Raw genomic sequence first — 24,952 nt, forward strand, 5'->3', positions numbered from 1 at the left:
TGCCATTCAGGCGGGGTCCTCGCTCACCCCTCGCGTTGCTGCCCCGCTGCCTCGTGCCGTCCATTGGCGGCGCCGACGTGTTCGACAAGGCGGCGCGCCAGCGTCTCCACCCGCGGATCCCGGAGCACACTGTAGTGGTCTCCGGGAACGTCCTCCACGGCGAGCCCCGATGGCACCCAGCGAGCCCATCCGTGGGACGGCTCCACGGCCTGGGAGCGTTGCGCATCCTTCGCGCGCAGCAGCAGCACGGGGCACCGAACGGGACCGGGGCGGTAGGCCGCCAACGCCCGCAGGTTCGCTCGGGTCACGTCACGCCAGGCGCGGAGCGTTGACGCCTCGATCTCGGGAGGCAGCCATCCTGCCTGTCGCGCGTGCTCGACGACGACGGCGAATTGCTCCTCGTCGGACAGGCCCGAGAGCGCCTCGGGGCGAAGGGTGGACTCGGCACCTGCCGTCCGTGCCAGGTCCATGGCCATTCCAGCGAGCAGCAACGCCGCATCGGGTTCCCGCGTAGGCGCGTTCTCGTCGGGAGCGAAGCTGTCCAGCAGAATCAGGAGCGCCACGGACTGCCCCTGACGCTCCAGCTCGCGCGCCATCTCGAACGCCACCACGCCACCCAGGGACCAGCCGCCCAGCACATAGGGGCCCTCGGGCTGACGCTCGCGCATCGCCTCCACGTAGCGGCGGGCGAGCGCCTCCACCTGATCAAGAGGAGGCTCGCGTCCATCGAGCCCCGCAGCCTGGAAGCCGTAGAGAGGCCGCTCGCGTCCCATGCGCCGAGCCAGCGCACGATACGGCCCCACGGCGCCGCCGACGGCGTGCACGAGGAAGACAGGCGTGCCGGCACCTTCGGGCTGCAATGCCACACAGTCACGCGTGGCCCCTTCCGTATCCGAGCCTTGCAACCAAACCGCGAGCCGCAACACCGTTGGCGCCTCGAAGAGGGCACGCAGCGGCATGTCCACGCCAAGCTCCGTGCGGACACGCGCCACGACCTGGGTTGCCAACAACGAATGGCCTCCCAGCTCGAAGAAGTCGTCATGAAGACCGACACGTGGCACGCCCAGCACCTCCGAGAAGATGCCCGCCAGCGCGTGCTCGGTGGCCGTGCGCGGCTCGGCGAAGGCTTCATTGGCAACGTGCGACCGCAGGTTGTGAGCAGCCAATACCTTGCGGTCGACCTTGCCGTTGGGCGTCAGCGGCAGTGCCTCCAGCACCACCACCACCGACGGCACCATGTACTCCGGCAGCTTCTGCCTCACGTACTCCTTCAGCGCCCCTCCCTCTCCCCCTGGCGCCACCACGTACGCCTCCACCCGCTTCTCCTGCCCCTCTCCCCTCACCACCGCTGCCGCTTCCTTCACCTGCGCGTGCTGCTTCAGCGCCTCCTCCACCTCCCCCAACTCAATCCGGTACCCCCTCACCTTCACCTGCGCGTCCCGACGCCCCAGAAACTCCAGCAGCCCACTCTCCTGCCACCTCACCTCGTCCCCCGTCCGGTACACCCGCTCTCCGTCCCCAAATGGCGACGGCACGAAGCGCTCCGCCGTCCACTCCGGCCTCCCCACGTACCCCTCCGCCAGCCCCTCCCCTCCCACGTACAACTCCCCCTCACCCCCACCGGCACCGGCCTCATTCCTTCGTCCAGCACGTACACCCGCGTATTCCCCACCGGCTTCCCAATGGGCACCGTCACCCCCACGTCCTCCTCCGCTACGCGGTGCACTGTCGTGAAGGTCGTCCCCTCCGTCGGCCCGTACCCGTTGATGAGGACGCCCCCTCCCCTCACCCTCTCCCTCACCCGCCCCACCGCCAGCACGTCGCCTCCCGCCAGCACCTGCCTCACTCCACTCAGCGCCTCTGGCTGGTACGCCTGCATCTGCTCGAAGAGGGCCGCCGTCAGCCACAGCGACGTCACTCCCGCCTCCTTCAGCCTCCGCCCCAGCGCCTCCAACTCCAGCGGCCCCTCCGGGTACACCACCAGCTTCCCCCCGTGCAGCAGCGCGCCCCATACCTCCAACGTCGACGCGTCGAAGCCCGTTGGCGCCAATTGCAGCCACACCTCCTCCGGGCCGAAGTCCGCCACGCCGCTTCCCACCACCAGTCGCGTCACCGCTCGCTGCGGCACCGCCACCCCCTTCGGCTTCCCCGTGCTTCCCGACGTAAACATCACGTACGCCAGGTTGCCCCCTCCCACTCCCGGCACCGGGTTTGTCTCCGGCTGATGGGCAATCTGCGTGTCCCACTCCGTGTCCACGCTCACCACCAGCTCACCACCCGCAGCCACCTCGTCCGCCAGCCGCTCCTGCGCCACCAGCAGCGCCACCCCAGCCTCCCGCTTCATCCACCCCAGCCGCTCCAGCGGGTAGCTCGCGTCCAGCGGCACGTACACGCCCCCCGCCTTCAGAATCCCCAGCGCGCTCACCACCCATTCCAACGAGCGCTCCACGCACAAACCCACTCGTACCTCGGGGCCCACCCCCATTCCCCTCAGGTGGTGCGCCAACTGGTTTGCTCGGCGATTCAACTCCCCGTAACTCACCTGCTGTCCAGCCCACTCCACCGCCACCGCGCCCGGTGTCTTCTCCACCTGCGCTTCAAACAGCTCCGCCAGCGATGCGTCACTCGGGTACTCCTCTCGCCGCCCGCTCCACTCCTCCACCAAGCGCAGACGCTCGGTGGCTGGCATCAATGGTAGCTCGCCCAGGCGCGTTTCCGGATTCGCGACCGCGGCCTCCAGCAGCACCGACACCTGCTTCAGCAGCCGCTCCGCCGTCTTCGCCTCGAACAGGTCGCTGTTGTAATTGACTGACGCGGCGGCACCTTCCGGCAGCTCGACGACGAACATCGACAGGTCGAACTTCGACGTCTGAATCCGCGCGTCCATCACCGTCAGCGACAATCCCTGTCGCAGCTTCACTTCGGGCGCAGGCGTGTTCTGAAGTGTCAGGGACACCTGGAACAACGGGCTGCGACTCAGGTCCCGCTCCGGCTGCAATGCCTCCACCAGCTTCTCAAACGGGACGTCCTGGTGCGCATAGGCGCCCAGGGTCACCTCACGCACCTGCGCCAACATGTCCCGGAAGGAAAGCTCGGGACGTACGCGAGCCCTCAGCACCAGGGTATTTGCGAAGTTGCCGATGAGCCCCTCCGTCTCCGCCTGCGTGCGACCCGCGATGGGGAAACCCACGCTGATGTCGTCCTGCCCCGAGAGCCGCCACAACACCGTCTGATACGCCGCCAGCAGCACCATGAACGGCGTGGCCCCTTCTCGCCGCGCGGTCGACTCCACTTGCTGCCACAGCGCCTTCGGCCACATCTGCCGCTGGACTCCACCTCGAAAGGTCTGCGCCGCGGGGCGAGGCCTGTCCGTGGGGAGGTCCAGGAATCGCGGCGCGCCCGCCAGTGCCTCGCGCCAGTAGCGAACCTGCGATTCCAACACCTCGTCCTTCAACCACTCGCGCTGCCAGAGCGCGTAGTCCGCGTACTGCACGGGCAGCTCCGGCAATGGTGACGGCAGCCCTTGCGAGAAAGCGTCGTAGATCGCCGCCAACTCCCGAAGTAGCACGCTCGCGGACCAGCCGTCCGAGACAATGTGATGCAACAGCAGCACGAGGACATGCGCCTGCTCGGACTGCTTCAACAGCAGGGGGCGTAGCAGCGGCCCACGCGCGAGCTCGAATGAGCGGTCGACTTCCGCGCGCACCCGGTGCCGTACCTCGGACTCATCCTGGGCGCCCAACTCGACCACGGAGAGGTGGAACGGCGATGGCGAAGCGATGCGCTGGACAGGTGCTCCGCCCTCATCCGGGAAGGCCGTCCGCAGGACTTCATGACGGCGCACCAACTCCGAGAAGGCTCGCTCCAGGACAGACACATCCAGGGGGCCATCCACCCGCAGCACATACGGTACGTTGTACTCAGTGCCGCCCGGCTTCAGCCGATCCAGGAACCACAGTCGCTGCTGCGCGAATGACAGCGGCACCCGGTCCCCCCGAGGCATCGGACGCAGCGCGGGCAGCGTCTGGCTTCGAGTCGCCTGCTCCACCTGCTGGGCAAAGGACCTCAAGGTGGGCGCCTCGAAGAGGGCACGTAGCGGGACCTCTACGCCCAGGACCGCACGCACGCGCGCCACCACCTGCGTGGCCAGTAGCGAATGTCCACCCGACGCGAAGAAGTCGTCCTGCCGGCCCACCCGCTCCATCCGCAAGACGTGGGCCCAGACAGCGGCCAGCGTCTCTTCCATGGGGGAAGCCGGCGCCTCATAGGCGGGAGCCGAGCCACGCGCCGACACGTCCGGCACGGGCAGCGCGCGCCAGTCCACCTTGCCATTGGGCGTCAGCGGCAATGTCTCCAGTACCACCAGCGCTGACGGCACCATGTGCCCAGGAAGCCGCTGCTGGAGGAAGGCCTTGAGGGCCGCGATGTCCGGAGCAGCCCGGGCCGTACGAACGGCGTAGCCCACCAGCCGTTTTTCGCCAGGCACCTCTTCTCGCGCGATCACCACCGCGTCCTGGACGTCGGGATGCGCTCTGAGCACCGCCGCCACTTCTCCGGACTCCACCCGGAACCCTCTCACCTTCACCTGGAAGTCCGTCCGCCCGATGAACTCCAGTCGCCCATCCCCCAACCACCGCACCTTGTCTCCCGTGCGGTACATCCTCGCTCCAGCCTCCCCACTGTACGGGTCCGGTACGTACCGCTCCGCCGTCAACTCCGGGCGCCCCACGTACCCTCGCGTGACCTGCGCCCCTCCCACGTACAACTCTCCCCCCACGCCCACCGGCACGGGACGCAGGCTCCCGTCCAACACGTACACCCGCGTGTTGCCCATCGGCCGTCCCAGCGGCACCGCCGCGGGTGACTCCGCTCGACGCGGCAGCTCCACGCGCCCCGCCAGCACACCCACCGTCGTCTCCGTCGGGCCGTAGTGGTTGTGCACTTCGCACCCGGGCGCCAACGCCGCCACCTGCTCCAGCAGGCTCCACGAGGCCGCCTCTCCTCCCACCACCAGCCGCTTCGTCGGCAGCACCTGCACGGGCGCTACGCCACTCATCAGCGCCGCGAGGTGCGAGGGCACCACCTTCAAGCACTCCACCCCATGCCGCTGGAAGTACTCCGCCACTCCCGCCGCGCTGCTTGCCCTCTCCTGCGTCAGCACATGCAGCAGTCCCCCCGTCCACAGCGCCGCGTACAGCACCGTGTTTCCCAGGTCCGCCGCCAACGTCGACACCAGCGCGAAGCGTGTGCACTCCGCCAACCGCAGCCGCGCATTCGCCGCTTCCACGTAGTTGGCAAGCTGCCCGTGTGTGACCGCCACGCCCTTGGGCCGCCCCGTGCTTCCGGACGTGAACAGCACGTACGCCAGCTGTTCGGGGTGCACCTCTACCCGCGGCGCTTCCGTCGGCTGCGCCTCGAGCCGCGCCGCGTCTCCATCCATCTCCACCCGGCGCGCCGACAGCCCCTCGAAAGTCGCCGCATGCCGAGCCTGCGTCACCACCACCGGCGCAGCCACTTCTTCCACCAGCGCGCGCAGGCGGGACACGGGCTGCGAGGGGTCCAGCGGCACGTATGCGCCTCCCGCCTTCAGGATCCCCAGCATCGCCACCACCCACTCCACGCCACGCTCCAGGCACAGCGCCACTGGCACTTCCGCGCCCACCCCCATTCCCCTCAACTGGTGCGCCACCTGGTTGGCCTGCGCCTCCAACTGGCGGTACGTCAGCTCCCGCTCCTCGCACCGCACCGCGGGAGCCTCCGGCGTCCGCTCCGCGTGGTGCTCGACGCACCGGTGGACAGCCTCCCACCGGAGAGCCTGGACCGATCCGTTCCATTCCACCAGCACCTGATGACGCTCGGCATCGGTCAGCAGCGGTATCTCGGACAGGCGCGATTCGGGCCGCGTGGTGACGGCCTTCAGCACCTGCTCCAGGTGGAACACCATCCGCTCCGCCGTGGCCTCCGTGAAGAGGTCGGTGCTGAACTGGAGCAAGCCCTCGAAACCCCGTGGTGTCTCCCCCATGCTCAACGAGAGCTCGAAGCGGGCCGCCTCCTTGTCAATCAACCCCATCGGCTTCACGGTCAGCGCGGGCAGCGTCAACGGCCCCACCGGGGCGTTCTGCAACACGAAGAGGACCTGGAAGAGCGCGCTGCGCCCCAGGTTCCGCTCGGGTTGCAGGTCCTCCACGAGCTTCTCGAAGGGAAGGTCCTGATGATCGTAGGCCCCCAGTGTGCGCTCACGCACCTGCGCCAGCAGCTCGCGGAAGGTGGCATGGGGCTGGACCTGGGCGCGGAGAACCAGGGTGTTGACGAAGAAGCCGATGAGCCCCTCGGTCTCTTCGTACCGGCGCCCCGCGATGGGCGAGCCCACCAGCACGTCCTCCTGCCCCGAGTAGCGCGACAACAGAAGCTGGAAGGCCGCCAGCAGCACCATGAAGGGCGTGGCTCCCTCGGCATGGGCCAGCGCCGTCACAGCGTCGCTCATCGGCCGTGGCAACCGCACCGGCACCCATGCCCCACGGTGCGACAACGTCGCCGGCCTGGGCTTGTCGGTGGGCAGCTCCAAATGAGGAGGCGCGCCAGACAGCTGCTGCCGCCACCAGTCGAGCTGTGTCTCCAGCACGGCCCCGCTCAGCCATTGCCGCTGCCATACCGCGTAGTCCGCGTACTGCACGGGCAGCTCCGGCAACCCGGGCGACCGTCCTTCGAGGAAGGCCGCATAGAGCGCGCCCACCTCGCGGACCAGCACACCCAGCGACCAGCCATCCGAGACGATGTGATGCAGCACCAGCACCAGGGTGTGCACGTCCGGCGACAGCCGCGACAGCCCCACGCGCACCAGGGGGCCGCGCTCCAGATGAAACGGCCGCAGAGCTGTTCGCGTCGCACGCGCGCGGAATTCCGCCTCGCGTTCCGCTTCCGGCAGCGCGCTCAAGTCCTCGAAGGCGAGCTGGACGTCCATGGCCGGATGAACGACCTGGACAGGCTGGCCCTCGTGGGAGGCAAACGTGGTGCGCAGCGACTCATGGCGCGCCACCAGCGCGGAGAACGCGCGCTGCAACGCGTCCACATCGAGCGAGCCCTCGATTCGGAGGACGATGGGGACGTTGTAGCTGGCACTGCCCGGGTGGAGCTGGTCGATGAACCAGAGCCGCTGCTGGGCGAACGACACGGGCAATGCGCCCATGCGAGGTACCCGGGTCAGCGCTGGCACGCTCGGCGCCGCCGCTTCCCGCGCCGACTCCTCGATTCGCAGCGCGAGCCCTTCGAGAGCAGGTGACGCGAAGAGCGTGCGCAGGGGCAACTCCACGCCGAAGGCGGAGCGGATGTGCGCGATGAGCTGCGTGGCCAGCAACGAGTGCCCGCCCAACTCGAAGAAGTCAGCGTCCGCGCTCACCCGCTCGATGCCCAGCACTTCACACCAGATGATGCTCAGCCGCTGCTCGGTGACCGTACGCGGCTCGATGTGCTGACGCGGCTCGGAAGGCCCCGCTTCAGAGGCCAACAGTGCCTTGCGGTCGACCTTGCCGTTGGGCGTCAGCGGTAGTGCCTCCAGCACCACCACCACCGACGGCACCATGTACTCCGGCAACTTCTGCCTCACGTACTCCTTCAGCGCCCCTCCCTCTCCCCCTGGCGCCACCACGTACGCCTCCACCCGCTTCTCCTGCCCCTCTCCCCTCACCACCGCTGCCGCTTCCTTCACCTGCGCGTGCTGCTTCAGCGCCTCCTCCACCTCCCCCAACTCAATCCGGTACCCCCTCACCTTCACCTGCGCGTCCCGACGCCCCAGAAACTCCAGCAGCCCACTCTCCTGCCACCTCACCTCGTCCCCCGTCCGGTACACCCGCTCTCCGTCCCCAAATGGCGACGGCACGAAGCGCTCCGCCGTCCACTCCGGCCTCCCCACGTACCCCTCCGCCAGCCCCTCCCCTCCCACGTACAACTCCCCCCTCACCCCCACCGGCACCGGCCTCATTCCTTCGTCCAGCACGTACACCCGCGTATTCCCCACCGGCTTCCCAATGGGCACCGTCACCCCCACGTCCTCCTCCGCTACGCGGTGCACTGTCGTGAAGGTCGTCCCCTCCGTCGGCCCGTACCCGTTGATGAGGACGCCCCCTCCCCTCACCCTCTCCCTCACCCGCCCCACCGCCAGCACGTCGCCTCCCGCCAGCACCTGCCTCACTCCACTCAGCGCCTCTGGCTGGTACGCCTGCATCTGCTCGAAGAGGGCCGCCGTCAGCCACAGCGACGTCACTCCCGCCTCCTTCAGCCTCCGCCCCAGCGCCTCCAACTCCAGCGGCCCCTCCGGGTACACCACCAGCTTCCCCCCGTGCAGCAGCGCGCCCCATACCTCCAACGTCGACGCGTCGAAGCCCGTTGGCGCCAATTGCAGCCACACCTCCTCCGGGCCGAAGTCCGCCACGCCGCTTCCCACCACCAGTCGCGTCACCGCTCGCTGCGGCACCGCCACCCCCTTCGGCTTCCCCGTGCTTCCCGACGTAAACATCACGTACGCCAGGTTGCCCCCTCCCACTCCCGGCACCGGGTTTGTCTCCGGCTGATGGGCAATCTGCGTGTCCCACTCCGTGTCCACGCTCACCACCAGCTCACCACCCGCAGCCACCTCGTCCGCCAGCCGCTCCTGCGCCACCAGCAGCGCCACCCCAGCCTCCCGCTTCATCCACCCCAGCCGCTCCAGCGGGTAGCTCGCGTCCAGCGGCACGTACACGCCCCCCGCCTTCAGAATCCCCAGCGCGCTCACCACCCATTCCAACGAGCGCTCCACGCACAAACCCACTCGTACCTCGGGGCCCACCCCCATTCCCCTCAGGTGGTGCGCCAACTGGTTTGCTCGGCGATTCAACTCCCCGTAACTCACCTGCTGTCCAGCCCACTCCACCGCCACCGCGCCCGGTGTCTTCTCCACCTGCGCTTCAAACAGCTCCGCCAGCGATGCGTCACTCGGGTACTCCTCTCGCCGCCCGCTCCACTCCTCCACCAAGCGGCGCCGCTCCTCGGCTGACATCAACGACAGCTCCGACAAGGTCCGGCGCTCCGAACCACACAGATCGCGCAGGAGCTGGCGGGCCTGCTCCACCATCCGCTTTGCCGCCGACGCGTCGAAGCGCCTGGCGTCGTAGGTCAGGCGCAGCTGCCATTCACGCCCGGGGACAGCCATCATCGTCACCGGATGCGAGTCCACCTCGACGATGTACGGATCGCGAACCACCAGCTCGTCCGACATCGTCGTGAGGCCCGCATCCCGGGGGTAGTTCTCGAAGACGACCAGGCTCTCGAACAACGCGGAGCCAGGAGGAACCTCACTCCAGCGGCGCACCTCCACCAGGGGTGACGTCTCGTACTGCCTCGCCTCCTGGAGCCAGGCTTGCAACTCCTTCAGCCAGGGGCCCACGGGGCTCGACGCGGGCAGGCGTACTCGCACGGGGATGGCGTTGATGAACAAGCCCACCATCGCCTCGATACCGGCAAGCTCCGGGGGCCTGCCGGAGACGGTCAACCCGAACAGGACGTCGTCCTCTCCGGTATAGCGCCACAGCAACAGCGCCCAGGCCGCTTGCAACAGCGTGCCTCCCGTGACGCCCTGCTGGCGCGAGAAGGCCTCCAGTGCCGCCGTCTCCTCCGCGCTCATCCGGAGCAGCACTTCACCCAGGAGCGTCACATCACGCGGCGCCCCTCCGAGTTCCAAGCGCGTGGGCTCCGTGAAGCCCGCCAGCGCGGCGCGCCAGAAGTCCCGGGCGGCGCCCAGGTCCTGACGCCCCAGCCACGCGATGTAGTCGCGGTACGGCCGCACGGCGCTTCGTGCCAGCGTCACGCCTCGCCGCAGCGCCTCATACCGGGTGAGGACTTCCCGCAGCACCACCTGTGTGGACCACCCGTCCAGCAACAGGTGCGTCAGGCTGAACACCACGCGCCACACACGCGCTCCCGTGCGAAGCATCGTCAGCCGGAAGCCGGGCGCGCGGGTGAGCACCAGCCCCCTTCGGCGATCCTCCTCGAAGAACGCGGCCAGTCGGGCCTTCTGGTCGGCCTCGGACAGGTGGCGCAAGTCCTCGACGTCGACGGGAGGCAGCACCTCGCGCATCACCGCCTGGAGCGGCGTGTCCAGCCCCTCCCAGAAGAACGCGGTCCGGAGGATGGCGTACTGATCGGCGGCCTGCCGCCACGCTTCCACGAAGGCGCGCTCATCCAGTGGGCCTTCGACCTCGAAGGAGATCTGATTGAAGTACGGCTGGGTCTCGCTCTCCTGGAGATGGGAGATCAAGATTCCATGCTGGAGCGGTGACAGCGGGTACAGGTCCTCGATGTCCTCCAAGTAGTAACCGTGCGCGGCCAGCCTCTTGGAGAATGCCTCCAGGCCCTCTGGGGAGAGACCTGACAACGGAAAGCCGGAAGCGGACCCGTCCGGAGGCTCCTCCGTGAGCTGGGGATCGACGGGAGGGGCATCCCCCGCCACCGCCGCCAGCCCCGCCACGGTCGGGTGGTCGAAGAGCTGCTTCATCCGGAGGTGCAGCCCCGCCTGCTCGGCCCGCGAGACGACCTGGATGGCGATGATGGAGTCGCCACCCAGCTCGAAGAAGTTCTCGTGGATGTCCACCCGCGGCCGGTCGAGCACCTGCGCCCAGATGGCCGTGAGTGTCTCTTCCTTCGCGTTGCGCGGCCCCTCGAAGACTCGCGCTGCTTCTTCGGGCAGCGCTGGCGGCGGCAGCGCGCGCCAGTCCACCTTGCCATTGGGTGTCAACGGCAGGGCGTCCAGCAACACCAGCGCCGACGGCACCATGTGCCCAGGAAGCCGCTGCTGGAGGAACGCGCGCAGCGCCGCCGTGTCAGGCGCTGGCTGCGAGGCGGGCGTGGCATATGCCACCAGGCGCTTGTTTCCGGGCACGTCTTCGCGCGCCACCACCGCCGCGTCCCGAACCTCGGGATGCGCTCTGAGCACCGCCGCCACTTCCCCAGGTTCCACCCGGAAGCCTCGCACCTTCACCTGGAAGTCGACCCGGCCGATGAACTCCAAACGCCCGTCCGCCAACCACCGCACCTTGTCTCCCGTGCGGTACATCCTCGCTCCAGGCTCCCCGCCGTACGGGTCCGGCACGTACCGCTCCGCCGTCAGCTCCGGATGCCCCAGGTACCCTCGCGTCACCTGGGCGCCTCCCGCGTACAGCTCCCCCGCCACTCCCACCGGCACAGGACGCAGGCTCCCATCCAGCACGTACACCCGCGTGTTCCCCATCGGCCGCCCCAGCGGCACCGCCGCCGGCGACGTCGGCCGACGCGGCAACTCCACGCGCCCCGCCAACACGCCCACCGTCGCCTCCGTCGGGCCGTAGTGGTTGTACACCTCACACCCGGGCGCCAGCGCATGCACCTGCTCCAGCAGGCTCCACGACGCCGCCTCCCCGCCCAACACCAGCCGCTTCCTCGGCAGCACCTGCCTCGGCTCCGCACCGCTCATCAGCGCCGCGAGGTGCGAGGGCACCAGCTTCACGCAGTCCACCCCGTGCCGCTCGAAGTACTCCGCCACGCCCGTCGGACTACTCGCTCGCTCCTGCGTCAACACATGCAGCAGCCCCCCGGTGCACAGCGCCGGGAACAGCACCGTGTTCCCCAGGTCCGCCGCCAGCGTCGACACCAGCGCGAAGCTGGCGCAGTCGGCCAACCCCAACCTCTCAATGGCCGCTTGCACATAATTCGCCAGCTGACCGTGTGTGACCGCCACCCCCTTGGGCCGCCCGGTACTTCCTGACGTGAACAGCACGTACGCCAGCTGCTCCGGGTGCACCGCCACGAGCGGCGGTGCCGCTGACGGCCACCGATCCAGCAGCGCGGCCTCTCCCTCCACCACCACCCGGCGCGCGCGGGTCCCTTCGAAGATCGCGGCATATCGCGCCTGCGTCACCACCACCGGCGCGCCGACTTCTTCCACCAGCATCCGCAGCCGGGACTCTGGCTGCGAGGGGTCCAGCGGCACGTAGGCGCCCCCTGCCTTCAGGATGCCGAGCATCCCCACCACCCACTCCACACCTCGCTCCAGGCACAGCGCCACGGGCACGTCCGCCCCCACGCCCTGCCCTCTCAGCTGGTGCGCGAGCTGATTGGCACGCGCTTCCAGCGCTCCGTACGTCACCACCTCCTCCTCGCACTGGACGGCTGGCGTGTCCGCGTTGCGCGCGACCTGCGCCAGGAAGCGCTCTTGCACGCTGGCCCAGGCCGCGAAGCCGGTGCGCGTGCCGTTCCACGCCACAAGCACCTGGTGACGCTCGGGCTCGGAGAGCAGAGACAGCGTCCCCAAAGCGCCGTCGGGCCTCGCCGCCATCGCCTCCAGCACGAGGCGAATTCGTTCGAGCTGTGCATCCGCGAAGGCCGCTGTGAAGCGCGCCCGGTCGTACCGCAAGCACAGCGGAAGCCGGGAGCCGTTCGTCGAGATGAGCGTCAGCGGGAAGTGGTCCGCTTCGACCGCGCGAATATCCCCCACCGCCAAGGCCCTGGCGGAGGACGTGAGTTCGGCATCCAGCGGGTAGTTCTCGAAGACGACCAGCGTCTCGAAGAGCGAGGTGCCAGCGGGCACACCGCTCCAGCGCTGGACCTTCACCAGCGGCGCGTGCTCGTGCTGCCGCGCCTCCACCTGCATCTCCTGGATTTGCCGCAGCCAGGGCCCGAACGACGCATCTGGAGGCAGCCGCACTCGCACGGGCTGGGTGTTGATGAACAACCCGACCATGTCCTCCACGCCCGCAAGTCCCGGGGGACGTCCGGAGACAGTGGTGCCGAAGACGACATCTTCCGCCCCGCACAGGTGACCGAGCACCAAGGCCCAGGCCCCCTGCACCAGCGTGTGCAGCGTGAGCCCCTGCCTCCGCGCGAAGCGGCTCAGCTCCGAGGTGAGCGCTTCCGACAGGAACAGCTCCCGCGAACCCTTGCCCTTCCCTTCCCCGCCACCGGGCTCGACACGAGGATTCGTGGGCGCGTCGAAGCCTTCGAGCGCCTGCCGCCAGAACGCCTCGGACACCGCCAGGTCCTGCTCGCCCAGCCAGCCGATGTAGTCCCGATACGGCCGAGGCGCCGCGATGCGAGGCTGCTTCCCCGCGCACGCGCCCTCGTACAGGGCGAGGACGTCGCGGATCACCAGCGGCACGGACCAGCCGTCCAGGATCAGGTGGGAATGGCTGAAGACGAAGCGATGCGCGTCATCGCCGATGCGCAGCAGCGCCAGGCGCACCAACGGCGCCCAGGACAGGTCGAAGCCCTCGCGACGGTCCTGGGCCAGCAAGGCGTCCAGCCGGGACTCGCGTGCTTCGGGCGACAGGTCGCGCCAGTCCTCGATGCGGACCGGCAGGTCCACCTCGCGAAGAACGACCTGCATCGGCTCGTCCACGTCGTCCCAGACGAACGCCGTGCGCAGCACCGGGTGCGCCGCGACGACCGTGTTCCACGCCTGGGTGAAGACCTCCACGTCCAGGTGGCCGCGCAGCTCGCAGACGAGCTGGTTGAAGTACAGACCCCGGCCGGGCTCGGCGATGGCATGGAACAGCATGCCGCCCTGCAACGGCGACAGGGGGTACAGGTCCTCGATGTTGTCGCTCATCGCGTCTTCTTTCCAAACCGTGCGGCCAGCTTGTCGAGCTGCGCCTGTTTCACCTTCGCGAGCGGAAAGTCGGAGGGCGAGTGCCCTCCCGCATCCGGCGCGCGCGATGCGTGCAGCAGCGCCTGGAGGCGCGCGAGGAAGTCCTCGGCGACACGCGTCACCGTCTCACGGCGGTGCACCGCCTCGCTGAAAGTCCAGAGGACCACCAGCCGCCCGTCACGCACCATGCCCGTCACATCGAGCAGGTATGGCCGCCGCGCGCTCGGGGCTCGCTGCCGCAGGGCCGCCGTCTCGGGTGCGAGCAAGAAGGGAGCCCCCTCGCCCACGGCGCCGTCGAGCTGCCCCAGGTGGTTGAAGCCCACCTCCGCCAACGGCAATGCCGCCAGCGCCGCGTCCCTCGACACGTAGCGGAGCAGCCCCCACCCCATGCCTCGTGACGGCACGGCACGCAGCCCCTCCTTCACGGCGCGAAGTGCCTCGCCCGGCCCCGTCGCCCCCCGCAGGTCCAGCAGCGAGGGAAACACCCGGGTGAACCAGCCCACCGTGCGAGATACATCCACGCCCGGAAGCACCTCTTCCCGTCCGTGCCCCTCCACGTCCACCAGCGCGACAGCCCCTCCCGCCCACGCGGTCAGTGCCTGCGCCAGCGCCGTCAGCAGGGGCTCCTGAGGCTGCGTGTGCCAGGCCTTCGGGACATCCTGCAGCAGCGCGCGCGTCTGCTCTGGCTCCAGCGTCACCTGCACCGTGCTCGCGGTGGCCTCCGTGTTGAGGCCCCCCGTGAAGTCCACGGGCAGCCGGGAGGCCTCGCGCCAGGGCCGCTCCAGCCACCAGGCCCGCTCCGCCATGAGCGCCTGCGATCGCGCCAGCGACTCCAGGCCACGGGCCCACGCCTGGAACGAAGTCGTCTTAGGGGGCAGCACCACGGCGTCCCCCGCCGCGAGCCGCGTGTACGCCGCCGCCAGGTCCTCCAGGAGGATGCGCCAGGACACCGCGTCCACCACGAGGTGATGGACCACCAGCACCAACCGCGAGGGGTGGCCCGTGCCCCACTCCAGCAACACGGCCTGGACGAGCGGCCCGTCCAGCCGCAGCGCGCGTTGCGCCGCCTCCGCGTGCCGCGACAGCGCCGCGGGGCGCTCCGCCTCCGGCACGGTGGACAGGTCCACGCGCGCCACCGTGACGCGCGCTCCTGGCTCGCAGATGGCCTGGTGCCAGCCGTCCTCCCCGCGCGCGAAGCACAGCCGGAGCGCGTCATGATGCGCCAGCAGGTGTGCCAGCGCGCGCTCCAGCAAGGCGGCGTCCAGGGAGGCTCTCGCCTCCAGCAGCAGGGACATGTTCCAGTGGTGTGGCGCCTCCAGCCCCAGTTCGAAGAACCAGTGCTGGATGGGCGTCAGCGCCACCGGCCCCACGACGGGGCCTTGCTCGGCCTGCACCGCCAGGCGCGTTCCCGCGACCGAGGCGAGCCGCGCCACCGTCGGGTTCTGGAAGAGCTGCTTCGGGGACAGCTCGATGCCCTGTGCGCGCGCGCGGGTGACGATCTGCAGTCCCAGGATGGAGTCGCCCCCCAGTTCGAAGAAGTCGTCGTGGATGCCCACGCGTTCGACGCTCAGCACCTCCCGCCAGAGCGACACCAGCGTGGCCTCCACCTCCGAATGAGGCGCGGCCGGCGCCGCCGCGGATGCCGGGTCCGGCGTGGGCAACGCCCGGCGGTCCACCTTGCCGTGCCGGGTGCGCGGCAGCGCGTCCATCGCGACGAAGGCCGCGGGGACCAAGTACGGCGGCAGGCGCGAACGCACCCACTCCTTCAAGGCCTGTGCGTCTGGCTTCTCACCCGGCCCCTCCGTCGCGAGCACCCCGTAGGCGACCAGGCGCTTCGGCCCCTTCGCATCCTCACGCGCGACGACGACGGCCTCCTTCACCGCCGGATGCGCGAGCAGCGCGGCTTCGACCTCACCCGGCTCGATGCGGAAGCCCCGCACCTTCACCTGATGGTCCACGCGGCCGATGAACTCCAGCGTCCCGTCCGCCCGCCAGCGCGCCACATCGCCCGTGCAGTACATGCGCGCGCCGAAGTGGCCGTCGAAGGGGTCCGTCACGAAGCGCTCGGACGTGAGGCCAGGTTGGCCCAGGTAGCCTCGCGCCACGGCCGCGCCGCCCACGTACAGCTCGCCCGGTGCGCCCCGCGGCACCAGCCTGCGGTGCGCGTCCAGCAGGTACACGCAGGCCCCAGGCACCGCGCGCCCGATGGGCACGCGCCCCTCTTCGTCCACACGCACCCGGTGCACCGTGCTCCAGATGGTGGCTTCCGTGGGGCCGTACTCGTTGAACAGGGACACCGCAGGCAACGCCTCATGATGCGCCCGCGTCAACTCCACGGGACACGGCTCGCCTCCCACGCTCACGGCGCGCAGGCCCGTCAGCCCTCCCACCGGCGCCGCCGCCAGTATCTGCCCGTAGAGCGAGGGCACGGAGACGAGGTGCGTGACGTGTGAACGCGCGATCCGCTCGGCGAGTCGGCGCGGGTCCCCATGTTCCTCGGCGTCCGGGTAGCGCAGCGTGCCGCCTCCGAACAAGGACCACAGCAGTCCCGCGAGCGAAGCGTCGAAGGTGAAAGGTGCCAGGGACATCACCACCCCCGGCTCGCCGTACACGTCGGCGCGGGCCTGTGTCGCGGCCACCAGGTGCCGGTGCTCCAGCACCACGCCACGCGGCCGGCCGGTGGAGCCGGAGGTGTAGACGACACACGCCGCGTCCATCCCCTCCGGAAGGCCGCGCACGTCCTCGGACGCCTCGGGCAGGGAATCCAGGGCGATGACCGTCAGCCCCTCGCGCGAGGGAACCCGCGCACGGCACGACTCGGAGACGACCAGCGCCTGGGCCCGTGTGTCCGCGAGGATGCCGGACAGACGCTCCGCCGGGTGGTCCACGTCGAGCACCACCACGGCCGCCCCCGCCCGAGTCACGCCCATCAGCCCCGCGACCACGTCCGCCGGCTGCGACACCGCGAGCGCGACGATGTCACCCCGCTTCACGCCTCGCGACACGAGGAGCCGGGCCAGCCGCCCCGACAGCACCTCCACTTCGCGATACGTGAGCGTCCGGACGCCATCCTCCACCGCCACCCGGTCCGGCGTCCGTGCCACCTGGGCCAGGAACCGCGAAGGCAACGTGTCCGCCGGAAGGTGCCCTGCCGTGGGCGCGGGATTCCACTCCACGAGCAACCGGTTTCGATCCGCGCGGTCCAACAGGTCGAGCTGGGACAGCCGGACTTCCGGTCTGCCGGCGGCGGCCTCCAGCAACCGGAGGAGCGAGCCCGACAGCCGGGCAATGGTCTCCGCGTCGAAGAGCCCGGTGTTGTACTCGATGCTGCCTCGCAGGCCCTCGGGCGACTCGGTGACTTCCAGCGCGAGGTCCAGCTTGGTCGCACCCGCATGCACGGGACGGCTGTGAAGCTGGAGCCCGACGAGCGACAACGCCGCGGCGGGCGTGTTGTGCAGAATCAGCATCGTCTGGAAGACGGGCGTGTGGCTGAGGTCGCGCGGCGCGTGCAGCACCTCCAGCAGCTTCTCGAAGGGCACCTCCTGGTGCGCGAACGCGTCCAGCGCCGCTCTTCGCACCCGCCCCAGGACCTCTGCGAACGAGGGGTCGCCGGACAGGTCGGCGCGCAGGGCCATGGAGTTGATGAAGCAGCCAATCAACGGCTCGACCTCGGGCCGGTCGCGGCCCGCCACCGGCGTGCCCACCGCGAAGTCGTCCTGCCCGGTGTACGCATGCAGCAGGACCTGCCACGCGGCCATCAGCACCATGAAGGGGGTGGCACCCTCCTTCCGCCCCATCGCCACCAGGGCGTCGGTGAGGGACTTCGGAACAGCGAAGGGCAGTTGCTCGCCCTCGTGCGTCTGCAACGGAGGACGCGGACGGTCCACGGGCAGTTGGAGCACGGGGACATCCGCCAGCACGTCGCGCCACCACGCCTGTTCGGCCTTCAGGGCGGAGCCTCGCATCTGCTCCAACTGCCAGAGCGCGTAGTCCGCGTACTGCACCGACAGGGCGGGCAAGGAGGCAGGCCGACCCGTCAGCTCGGCCTCGTACAGCCGAGCCATCTCGTGCACCATCACGCCCGCGGACCAGCCGTCCGAGATGATGTGGTGCAGCGAGATCAGCAGGACGTGCTCGGTACTTCCCAACCGCAGCAAGGTCGCGCGGAGCAGCGGTCCCCGCTCCAGGTCGAAGGGACGGCGCGCCTCTTCACGTGTCCAGCGGGCGACGTCCGCTGCACTGGCGCCCTCCGCCGCCTCCAGGGAGATGGAGACCTCCAGCGACGGCGCGATGGTCTGCACCGCCGCGGTGCCCTCCATGGAGAACGTGGTCCGCAGGGCCTCATGCCGACGCACCACCGCGTTCAACGCCCGCTCCAGGGCCGCGGCATCCAGGGCACCGCTCACGGTGAACGCGACGGCGTTGTTGTAGGCGACGTTGCCCGGCTCCAGCCGGTCCAGATACCAGAGCCGCTGCTGCGCGAAGGACAGCGGCAGCGGACGGCCCCGGGGGACCCGGATGATGGGCGTGGGCGCCTCGGGCTTCTTCGCCACGCCTTCCCGAGCGCCCATCGTCTTCGGTGGTGTCGGCCTGCCCTCCGGAACAGGCAGGGCGGGCAACAGCTCCAGCGAGCCATCCCGTTTACGCCGCGCACGCCGGCCCGTGGCCATCCGTCTCGCGTCATCCGTGCTTCCGGCGAGGATGCGCACCGGGGTGGAGTCCGGCGCGTTCCAGAGCCCGCGTGGCACGCCCGCGCCCTTCACCACCAGCTCACCGATGACGCCCACCGGCACGGGCTGGCCGCGCCCATCCACGACGTCCCAGCGCGAGGCAGCTCCCGGCTCGTCGGCGAACGCCCAGGCCCCCAAGCCCAGGTCCGGCTGCCGGTGCGCGACACGCCAGGGCATGGCACGCGCCAGGGATGCCGCCGCCTCTTCGGACGCGCCTTCGAGCCAGACGTGGCGAACGGGCCGGAGCGCCTCCGCCGCGTCGGGCAGCGCCAGCATCGAGCGCGCCAGCGCCGCGGTGCAGTGCAGGTGGGTGATGCCCGCCTCGCGCACGAGCGCCAGCAGGGCCTCCGCCGCGCCCGGGCCTTCCCGCAGCGACGGCATGGGGACCGCGAGTCCGGGCTCCGGGGAATGGCGACCGCGCAAGGCATCGAGGTGCCGCAACCCCTCCAGGGTCGCCTCCACCTCGACGCCGAAGTCCACCAGGCAGGCGATTTCATCCACGTCGAGCCGCTGGACACGCTCCACCATGGGACCGCAGGAGTCCGGCGTACCGAAGAGGCCGCCGCTCTCCACGTACCGCTCCACGCCGTGCGCCAGCAGCGCATCCATGTCCGCGGGCGTCAGCGAGCGGGGGTCCATGTCGAGCCCCATGCCGGCCATGAAGCCCGCGGCGATGTCCACGGAGCTGCGGAAGTAGTCGAGCAGCGGCTGGCGCGCCCTACGCCGGACCTCGGCCGGGTCGTCGCCAAGATACGCATGCAGCATCAAGCTCACGTGTCCCCGTCCCGCATGGCCATGTTGCCGCCAGGCGTCGCGGTACAGCGCCACCTTCCCCTCCAGGTCCTCCAGGTGCTGGCCCATCAGGTTGGTGAGCACGTAGGCCCCCAACTCGCCCGCCAGCCGGAAGGTCTCCGGGTTTCCGGCCGCGGTGAGCCAGATGGGCAGCGTCTGCTGCACCGGGCGTGGCCGCAGTGAGAGCGTCACTTCCTCGCCCGCGCCATTGCGCCGGCACACCGTCCCGCCTCGCCACAGGGTGCGCACCTCCTCGAGGCCTCGGTGCATGACCTCCTTCCGGCGTGCGTACCGGTCCGGCGCGAACACGAAGTCATTCGCGTGCCAGCCCGAAGCGAAGGACACGCCCACGCGGCCATCGGACAGGTTGTCCAGCACGGCCCACTCCTCCGCGACGAGGATGGGGTCATGCAGCGGCAGCACCACGCTTCCCGCGCGGATGCCCAGGCGCTGCGTCACCGTGGCCACCCCCGCGCCCACCACCGCCGGCCGCGGGTACAGGCCGCCGAACGCATGGAAATGCCGCTCCGGCGTCCACACCGCGGAGAAGCCATTCGCATCCGCGAACTTCGCGGCGTCCAGCAGCAGGCGGTATTTGCGGCCGCCCAACGAGTCCTCGTCGTTGGCGAAGAACGACAGGCTGAAGTCCAGGCGCCGTCGAGCAGGCTCCGCGCCAGCGACCACCGGCGTGAAGCGCGCGCGCTCCGCCGGCAGCACCACCCGCAGCCCACGTGTCAGGGCCCAGAGGACCTCCAGCCCGGTGCCGGGCACCTGCGGCTCCTCCGCCGCGAGCCAGGCGCCTCCCTCCGGGGTCGCATCCGCGTCCAGACGGCCAAACAGCTCCGCCACGGTGCGGTGTGTGTGGATGGCCCGGAGCGGCTCGCCCCGCGGCCCTGTCCACGGCTCGAGGCAGACCATGCCCGAGGCGGAAGCCCGCCGAGGCTCCCCTGGGGTGCCTTGGACTGAATCTCCTGCCTGCGCGAGCACCGTCTCCACATGGAGGACGCGCGCGGCATCCAGGGGCACGCCCGTGCGGACCTTCGCGTGGGTCAACAGCAGCGGAGGCGGCGCGCCTGGAGGCGCGAGGTCCGGCAACTCCATCAACCGCGGCACGGACAGCAGGACGTAGGCCGCGCCCGTCTCCTGGACCGCCCACTGCGCGACCACGCGCTCCACCGACGGCTCCAAGCACACCGCCACCAGCGCCTCGGGCCCCACGCCGCGGTCCGACAGCACGGCGGACAGGCGCCCCGCGGCCCCTTGCAGCTCGCCCCATGTCACGCCCCGCCCGTCCGGCGCTGTCATCGCCACCTGGGACGCGCCCGTCATGGCGCGAGCCCGAAGCAGCGCCGCGATTGGCGTCACCGCCGACGCGGAAGCCGCGGGCTCCGAGGCCAGCGCCTGACCGGCCCGTGCGTGCTCCAGCGGCAGCGCGGAGAGGGCCTGGCCGGGCTCCGCCACCGCCGCTTCGAGCAGCGTGGTCCAGTGCGCCACCATCCGCTCCACGGTGTCCCGCTCGAAGCGCTCCTCCGCGTAGTCGACGGTACCGGAGAAGCCGTGCTCATGCTCGCCCAGGCCCACGGACAGGTCCGACAGGACGGTGCCGAACTCGGGTGGACCGTTCTCGAGCTCCGCCAGGCTCATGCGCAGACCCGGCAGCTCCAGGTTCAGATTGAACCGGCTGTGCAGCACGAACATCGAGTCGAAGACCCGGCCGCGGCCGGTGTCCTTCGCGGGCTCGATCTCCCGCACCAGCGACTCATACGGCACGTCGGGGTGCGCGTAGGCCTCCATCATCACCTCGCGCACGCGCGCCACCAGCTCCTTGAATGGCGGGTCCCCGGACAGGTCCGTCCGCAGCGGGACGGAGTGCGCCACGTAGCCGATCAACGGCTCCAGCTCCGGCCGGCTCCGGTTGCCAATGGGCGTCCCCACCACGACGTCATCGCGGCCCGTCCAGCGCGACAGCAGCGCCTTCCAGGATGCCAACAGCACCATGAACGGCGTGGCACCCTCTCGCTGCGCGAACGCCTGGACCGAGGCCGAGAGAGCGCGCGAGAAGCCCACGCGCAAGCACTGGCCACGGAGCGCGGGCCCCTCCCCCCGCGGCCGGTCCACCGGCAGCTCGAGCGGACGCGGGAACGCCGCCAGACGCCCGCGCCAGGCCGCGACCTGGGAAGCGAACGCGCCGTTCTTCAGCGCCAGCTGCTGCCAGGCCGCGTAGTCCACGTACTGCACGGGCAAGGTGGACAGCGCCAACGGCCGCCCCTGCATGAAGGCGGTGTAGTGGTCCCCCAGCTCCTTCGCGAGCACCACCAGCGACCAGGTGTCACACACCACGTGGTGCACGGTGACGGCCAGCAGATGCTCCTCCGGCGCCAATCGCCAGAGCCGGGCGCGGGCGACCGGCCCGTGCTCCAGGTCGAACGGCCGGGCCACCTCGTCGTGCACCCGCGGCTGCCACGCCGCGGGGTCCAGCGGTTCGGCGGAGAGCGACAGCTTCAGCTCCGGGGCGATGCGGACACTCGGAGCGCCTTCGCCACGCGGATAGGACGTGCGCAGCGCCTCGTGGCGCTGTGCCACCGCCTCCAGTCCCCGCTCCAGCAGCGCCACGTCCAGCGCGCCATGCAGCCGCAGCACCACATACATGTTCAGGGCCGGGTTGCCCGGAACGGCCTGCTCCAGCGCGCAGATGCGCTCCTGCACCACGGAAAGCGGCAACGCTCCGCCACGCGGGATGCGGACCAGTGGCGGCAGGACCGGCTCCGTGGACGCCGTCCCTGGCGTGCCCAGCCGCGCCTGGATGCGGGCCGAAATGCCCGCCACCGTGGGCGCGTCGAAGACGTCACTCAGGGGGAGCGAGACAGGGAACGCCTCCCGCAAGCGGGTCAACAACTGCGCCGCCATCAGCGAGTTGCCACCCAGCTCCAGGAAGTCGTCGTGGATGCCGAAGTCGGTTCGGCCCAGTCGCTCGCGCCAGATGGCCAGCACCTTGCGCTCCACGTCCGTGTGGGCCCCGACCTGATCCGCTGGCGCCTCCAGGTCGGGCGCGTCTCCGGCTTCCGCGAGGCGCTCCGCCACCGCCGTGGACGTCTCCGGCCGAGCCACCACCGAGGTGGGCAGCGGGGTCCGAAAGGTCTGCCGCTGGAAGGGATAGGTGGGCAGCGCCACCTTCTGGCGTGACTCGTGCGCGTAGACGCGTTGCCAGTCAATGGCGAGCCCCTGCGCCCACACCGTTCCGAGCGCCTCCATCAACGCGGCGTGTGCATCCAGGGCCGAGCCCGCCCGAGGCAGCGAGGCCACGGCACGTCCTCGACGTCCTCGAAGCCCCAGCCTCGCCAGGGCGGTCAGCGCCTGGTCCGGGCCGACTTCGAGGAACACGTCGCACCCGTCCGCCTTCAGCGTCTCCAGTCCGTCTCCGAAGCGCACCGGCGCCCGCATCTGGCGCAGCCAGTAATCCGGGTCCGTCGCCTCCTCCGGGCGAATCCACGTCCCGGTGACGCTGGAGACGTACGGACGCTGGGGCGGAGACAGGCGCAGGCCCGCGACCACGCGCCGCAGTTCCTCCATCACCGGCTCCACCGCCGCCGAGTGGAACGCATGCCGCGCGGGCAGCCGCAGCACGCCCACGCCCCGCGCGCTCAGCTCGCGCTCCAATGCCTCTACGTCCCCCGAGGGCCCGGACACCACGCACCGGTCCGGCCCATTCACGGCGGCCAGCGACAACGCCCCCGTCAGCAGCGGACGAACTACCTCTTCCGCGCAAGCCACCGCCGTCATGCTTCCGGGTGGCATCCGCGCCATCAGACGGCCCCGCGCCGACACCAGCGCCAGCGCATCCTCCAGCGGCAGGACCTCCGCGAGGCAGGCCGCCACGTATTCGCCGAAGCTGTGCCCCAGCAGCGCACGCGGGCGCACGCCCCACGCTTCCCACTGACGCGCCAGCGCGTACTCCACGGCGAACAGGGCGGGCAACGCGATGCCCGGGTCGGCCAACGCCTGCTCCGCGGCGGCCTCGGCGCCAGGCGAGGGAAACAGCACGTCACGCACCGCCGCCCCCAACCGGGCCCCCAGCCCCTCCAGGCAGGCCTCCAGGGCCTCACGGTAGACGGGCTCCGCTGCGTGAAGCGCGCGTCCCATGCCCACCGTCTGCGCGCCCTGGCCCGGGAACAGGAAGGCTACGCCCTGCTCGCGTGCCGCCACGAGGTTCTCCACGACATGGGGTTTCCCCGGGCCGCGCAGCTTCGCCTGCAACTCCGCGCGGTCCTTCGCCACGAAGGCCCGCCGGTGCTCGAAGGCACGGCGGCCCACGTTGCGCGTGAAGGCCACGTCCTCCAGCGCCACGTCGGTCGGCGCGGCCTCCAGCCAGGCAGCCAGTTCCCGCACCGCGGCGTCCAGGGCCTCCGCTGAGCGGCCCGACAGCGTCACCAGTTGGGTGGGCCGGACACTGGGCGAGGCAGGCTCCGGAAGCGGCGCTTCCTCCAGCACCGCGTGCGCGTTCGTCCCTCCGATTCCGAACGAACTGACGCCCGCGCGGCGAGGCACCGGGCCGCGGGGCCATGGCCGCAAACGGTCGACGACGAAGAACGGGCTGTTCGCGAAGTCGATGGCGGGATTCGGCCGCTCGAAATGGAGCGTGGGCGGAAGCTCCTCGTGCGCCAGGGCCAGCGAGACCTTGATGAGCCCCGCCAGACCTGCGGCCGTGTCCAGGTGGCCGACGTTCGGCTTCACCGACCCCAGCGCGCAGTACCCCTTCCGGTCCGTGTGCCGCCGGTACGCCCGCGTGAGCGCCGCGACCTCGATGGGGTCTCCTAACGAAGTGCCCGTGCCGTGCGCCTCCACGTAGCCGATGTCGCCCGCGTCCAGGCCCGCGAAGGCCAGCGCCTCGCCGATGACGTCGGCCTGCCCCTCGACACTGGGCGCCGTGTAGCCCACCTTCAGGCCACCGTCATTGTTGATGGAGGAGCCGCGGATGACCGCGTACACGCGATCACCGTCCCTGCGCGCGTCCTCCAGCGGCTTGAGCACCACCACCGCCACGCCGTTGCCCGGCACCGTTCCCGCCGCGCGCGCGTCGAACGCGCGGCAGTGCCCGTCCGGCGACAGGATCATCCCCTCCTGGAACAGGTAGCCCGAGCGCTGCGGCATCGCCAGGCGCACCGCGCCCGCCAGCGCCACGTCCGACTGGCGCATCAGCAGGCTCTGGCAGGCCATGTGGACGGCCACCAGTCCCGTGGAGCAGGCGGTGTAGAGGGACAGGCTCTCGCCCCGCAGGCCCAGCTTGAAGGACGCCCGCGTCGCCAGGTTCTCCGCGGAGGTGCTCATCAGCTCGTAGAACGAGGCCGGGTCCAGGTTCCCCTGCCCCAACATCGCCAGGCCGTGCAGGGATGCGCTCGCGCCCGCGTAGAGCGAGATTTTCCCCGCGAAGCGCTCCGGGTCGAGCGCCGCGTCCTCCAGCGCCGTCCAGGCACACTCCAGGAAAACGCGCTGCTGCGGATCCATCCACTCCGCCTCGCGAGGGGCCATTCCGAAGAAGGCCGCGTCGAAGCGGTCGCCGCCTTCCAGCTCCGCGGCCACCGGCACGAAGTCCGGATGATGGCGCACCGCCTCGGACATCAGCGGAGAAGGCTCCAGCGCCTCGGCGGGCACGCGGGAAATGGACTCCACGCCTTCGCGGAGGTTGCGCCAGAAGGCCCGCGCGTCCGCGCTCCCGGGGAACCGGCTGGCGATGCCGATGATGGCGATGTCGCTACCCGCGCTGCCGTTGTTCTCGCTCATGGTG

Annotated in this window: 1 protein-coding gene and 1 pseudogene; both read right to left on the minus strand. The window is 70.4% G+C overall.

Annotated elements, in window-relative coordinates:
• Window positions 1-23 precede the first annotated feature (23 nt).
• Window positions 24-13,609, minus strand: a pseudogene (locus BHS09_RS20065) (amino acid adenylation domain-containing protein).
• Window positions 13,606-24,948 carry a non-ribosomal peptide synthetase/type I polyketide synthase gene (locus BHS09_RS20070; RefSeq protein WP_140800715.1) on the minus strand — a complete coding sequence of 3,781 codons (11,343 nt, stop codon included), beginning with the start codon at window positions 24,946-24,948 and terminating at the stop codon, window positions 13,606-13,608. Before BHS09_RS20070 ends, BHS09_RS20065 begins: the two are co-directional and overlap by 4 nt.
• Window positions 24,949-24,952: the final 4 nt, after the last annotated feature.

This window comes from Myxococcus xanthus, from assembly GCF_006402735.1.
In the GTDB taxonomy this organism is placed as follows: Bacteria; Myxococcota; Myxococcia; order Myxococcales; family Myxococcaceae; genus Myxococcus; species Myxococcus xanthus_A.

What these genes read in the sequence shown, in the direction of transcription:
- BHS09_RS20070 (WP_140800715.1), bottom strand. Translation starts at nt 24,948, where the DNA reads ATGAGCGAGAACAACGGCAGCGCGGGTAGCGACATCGCCATCATCGGC.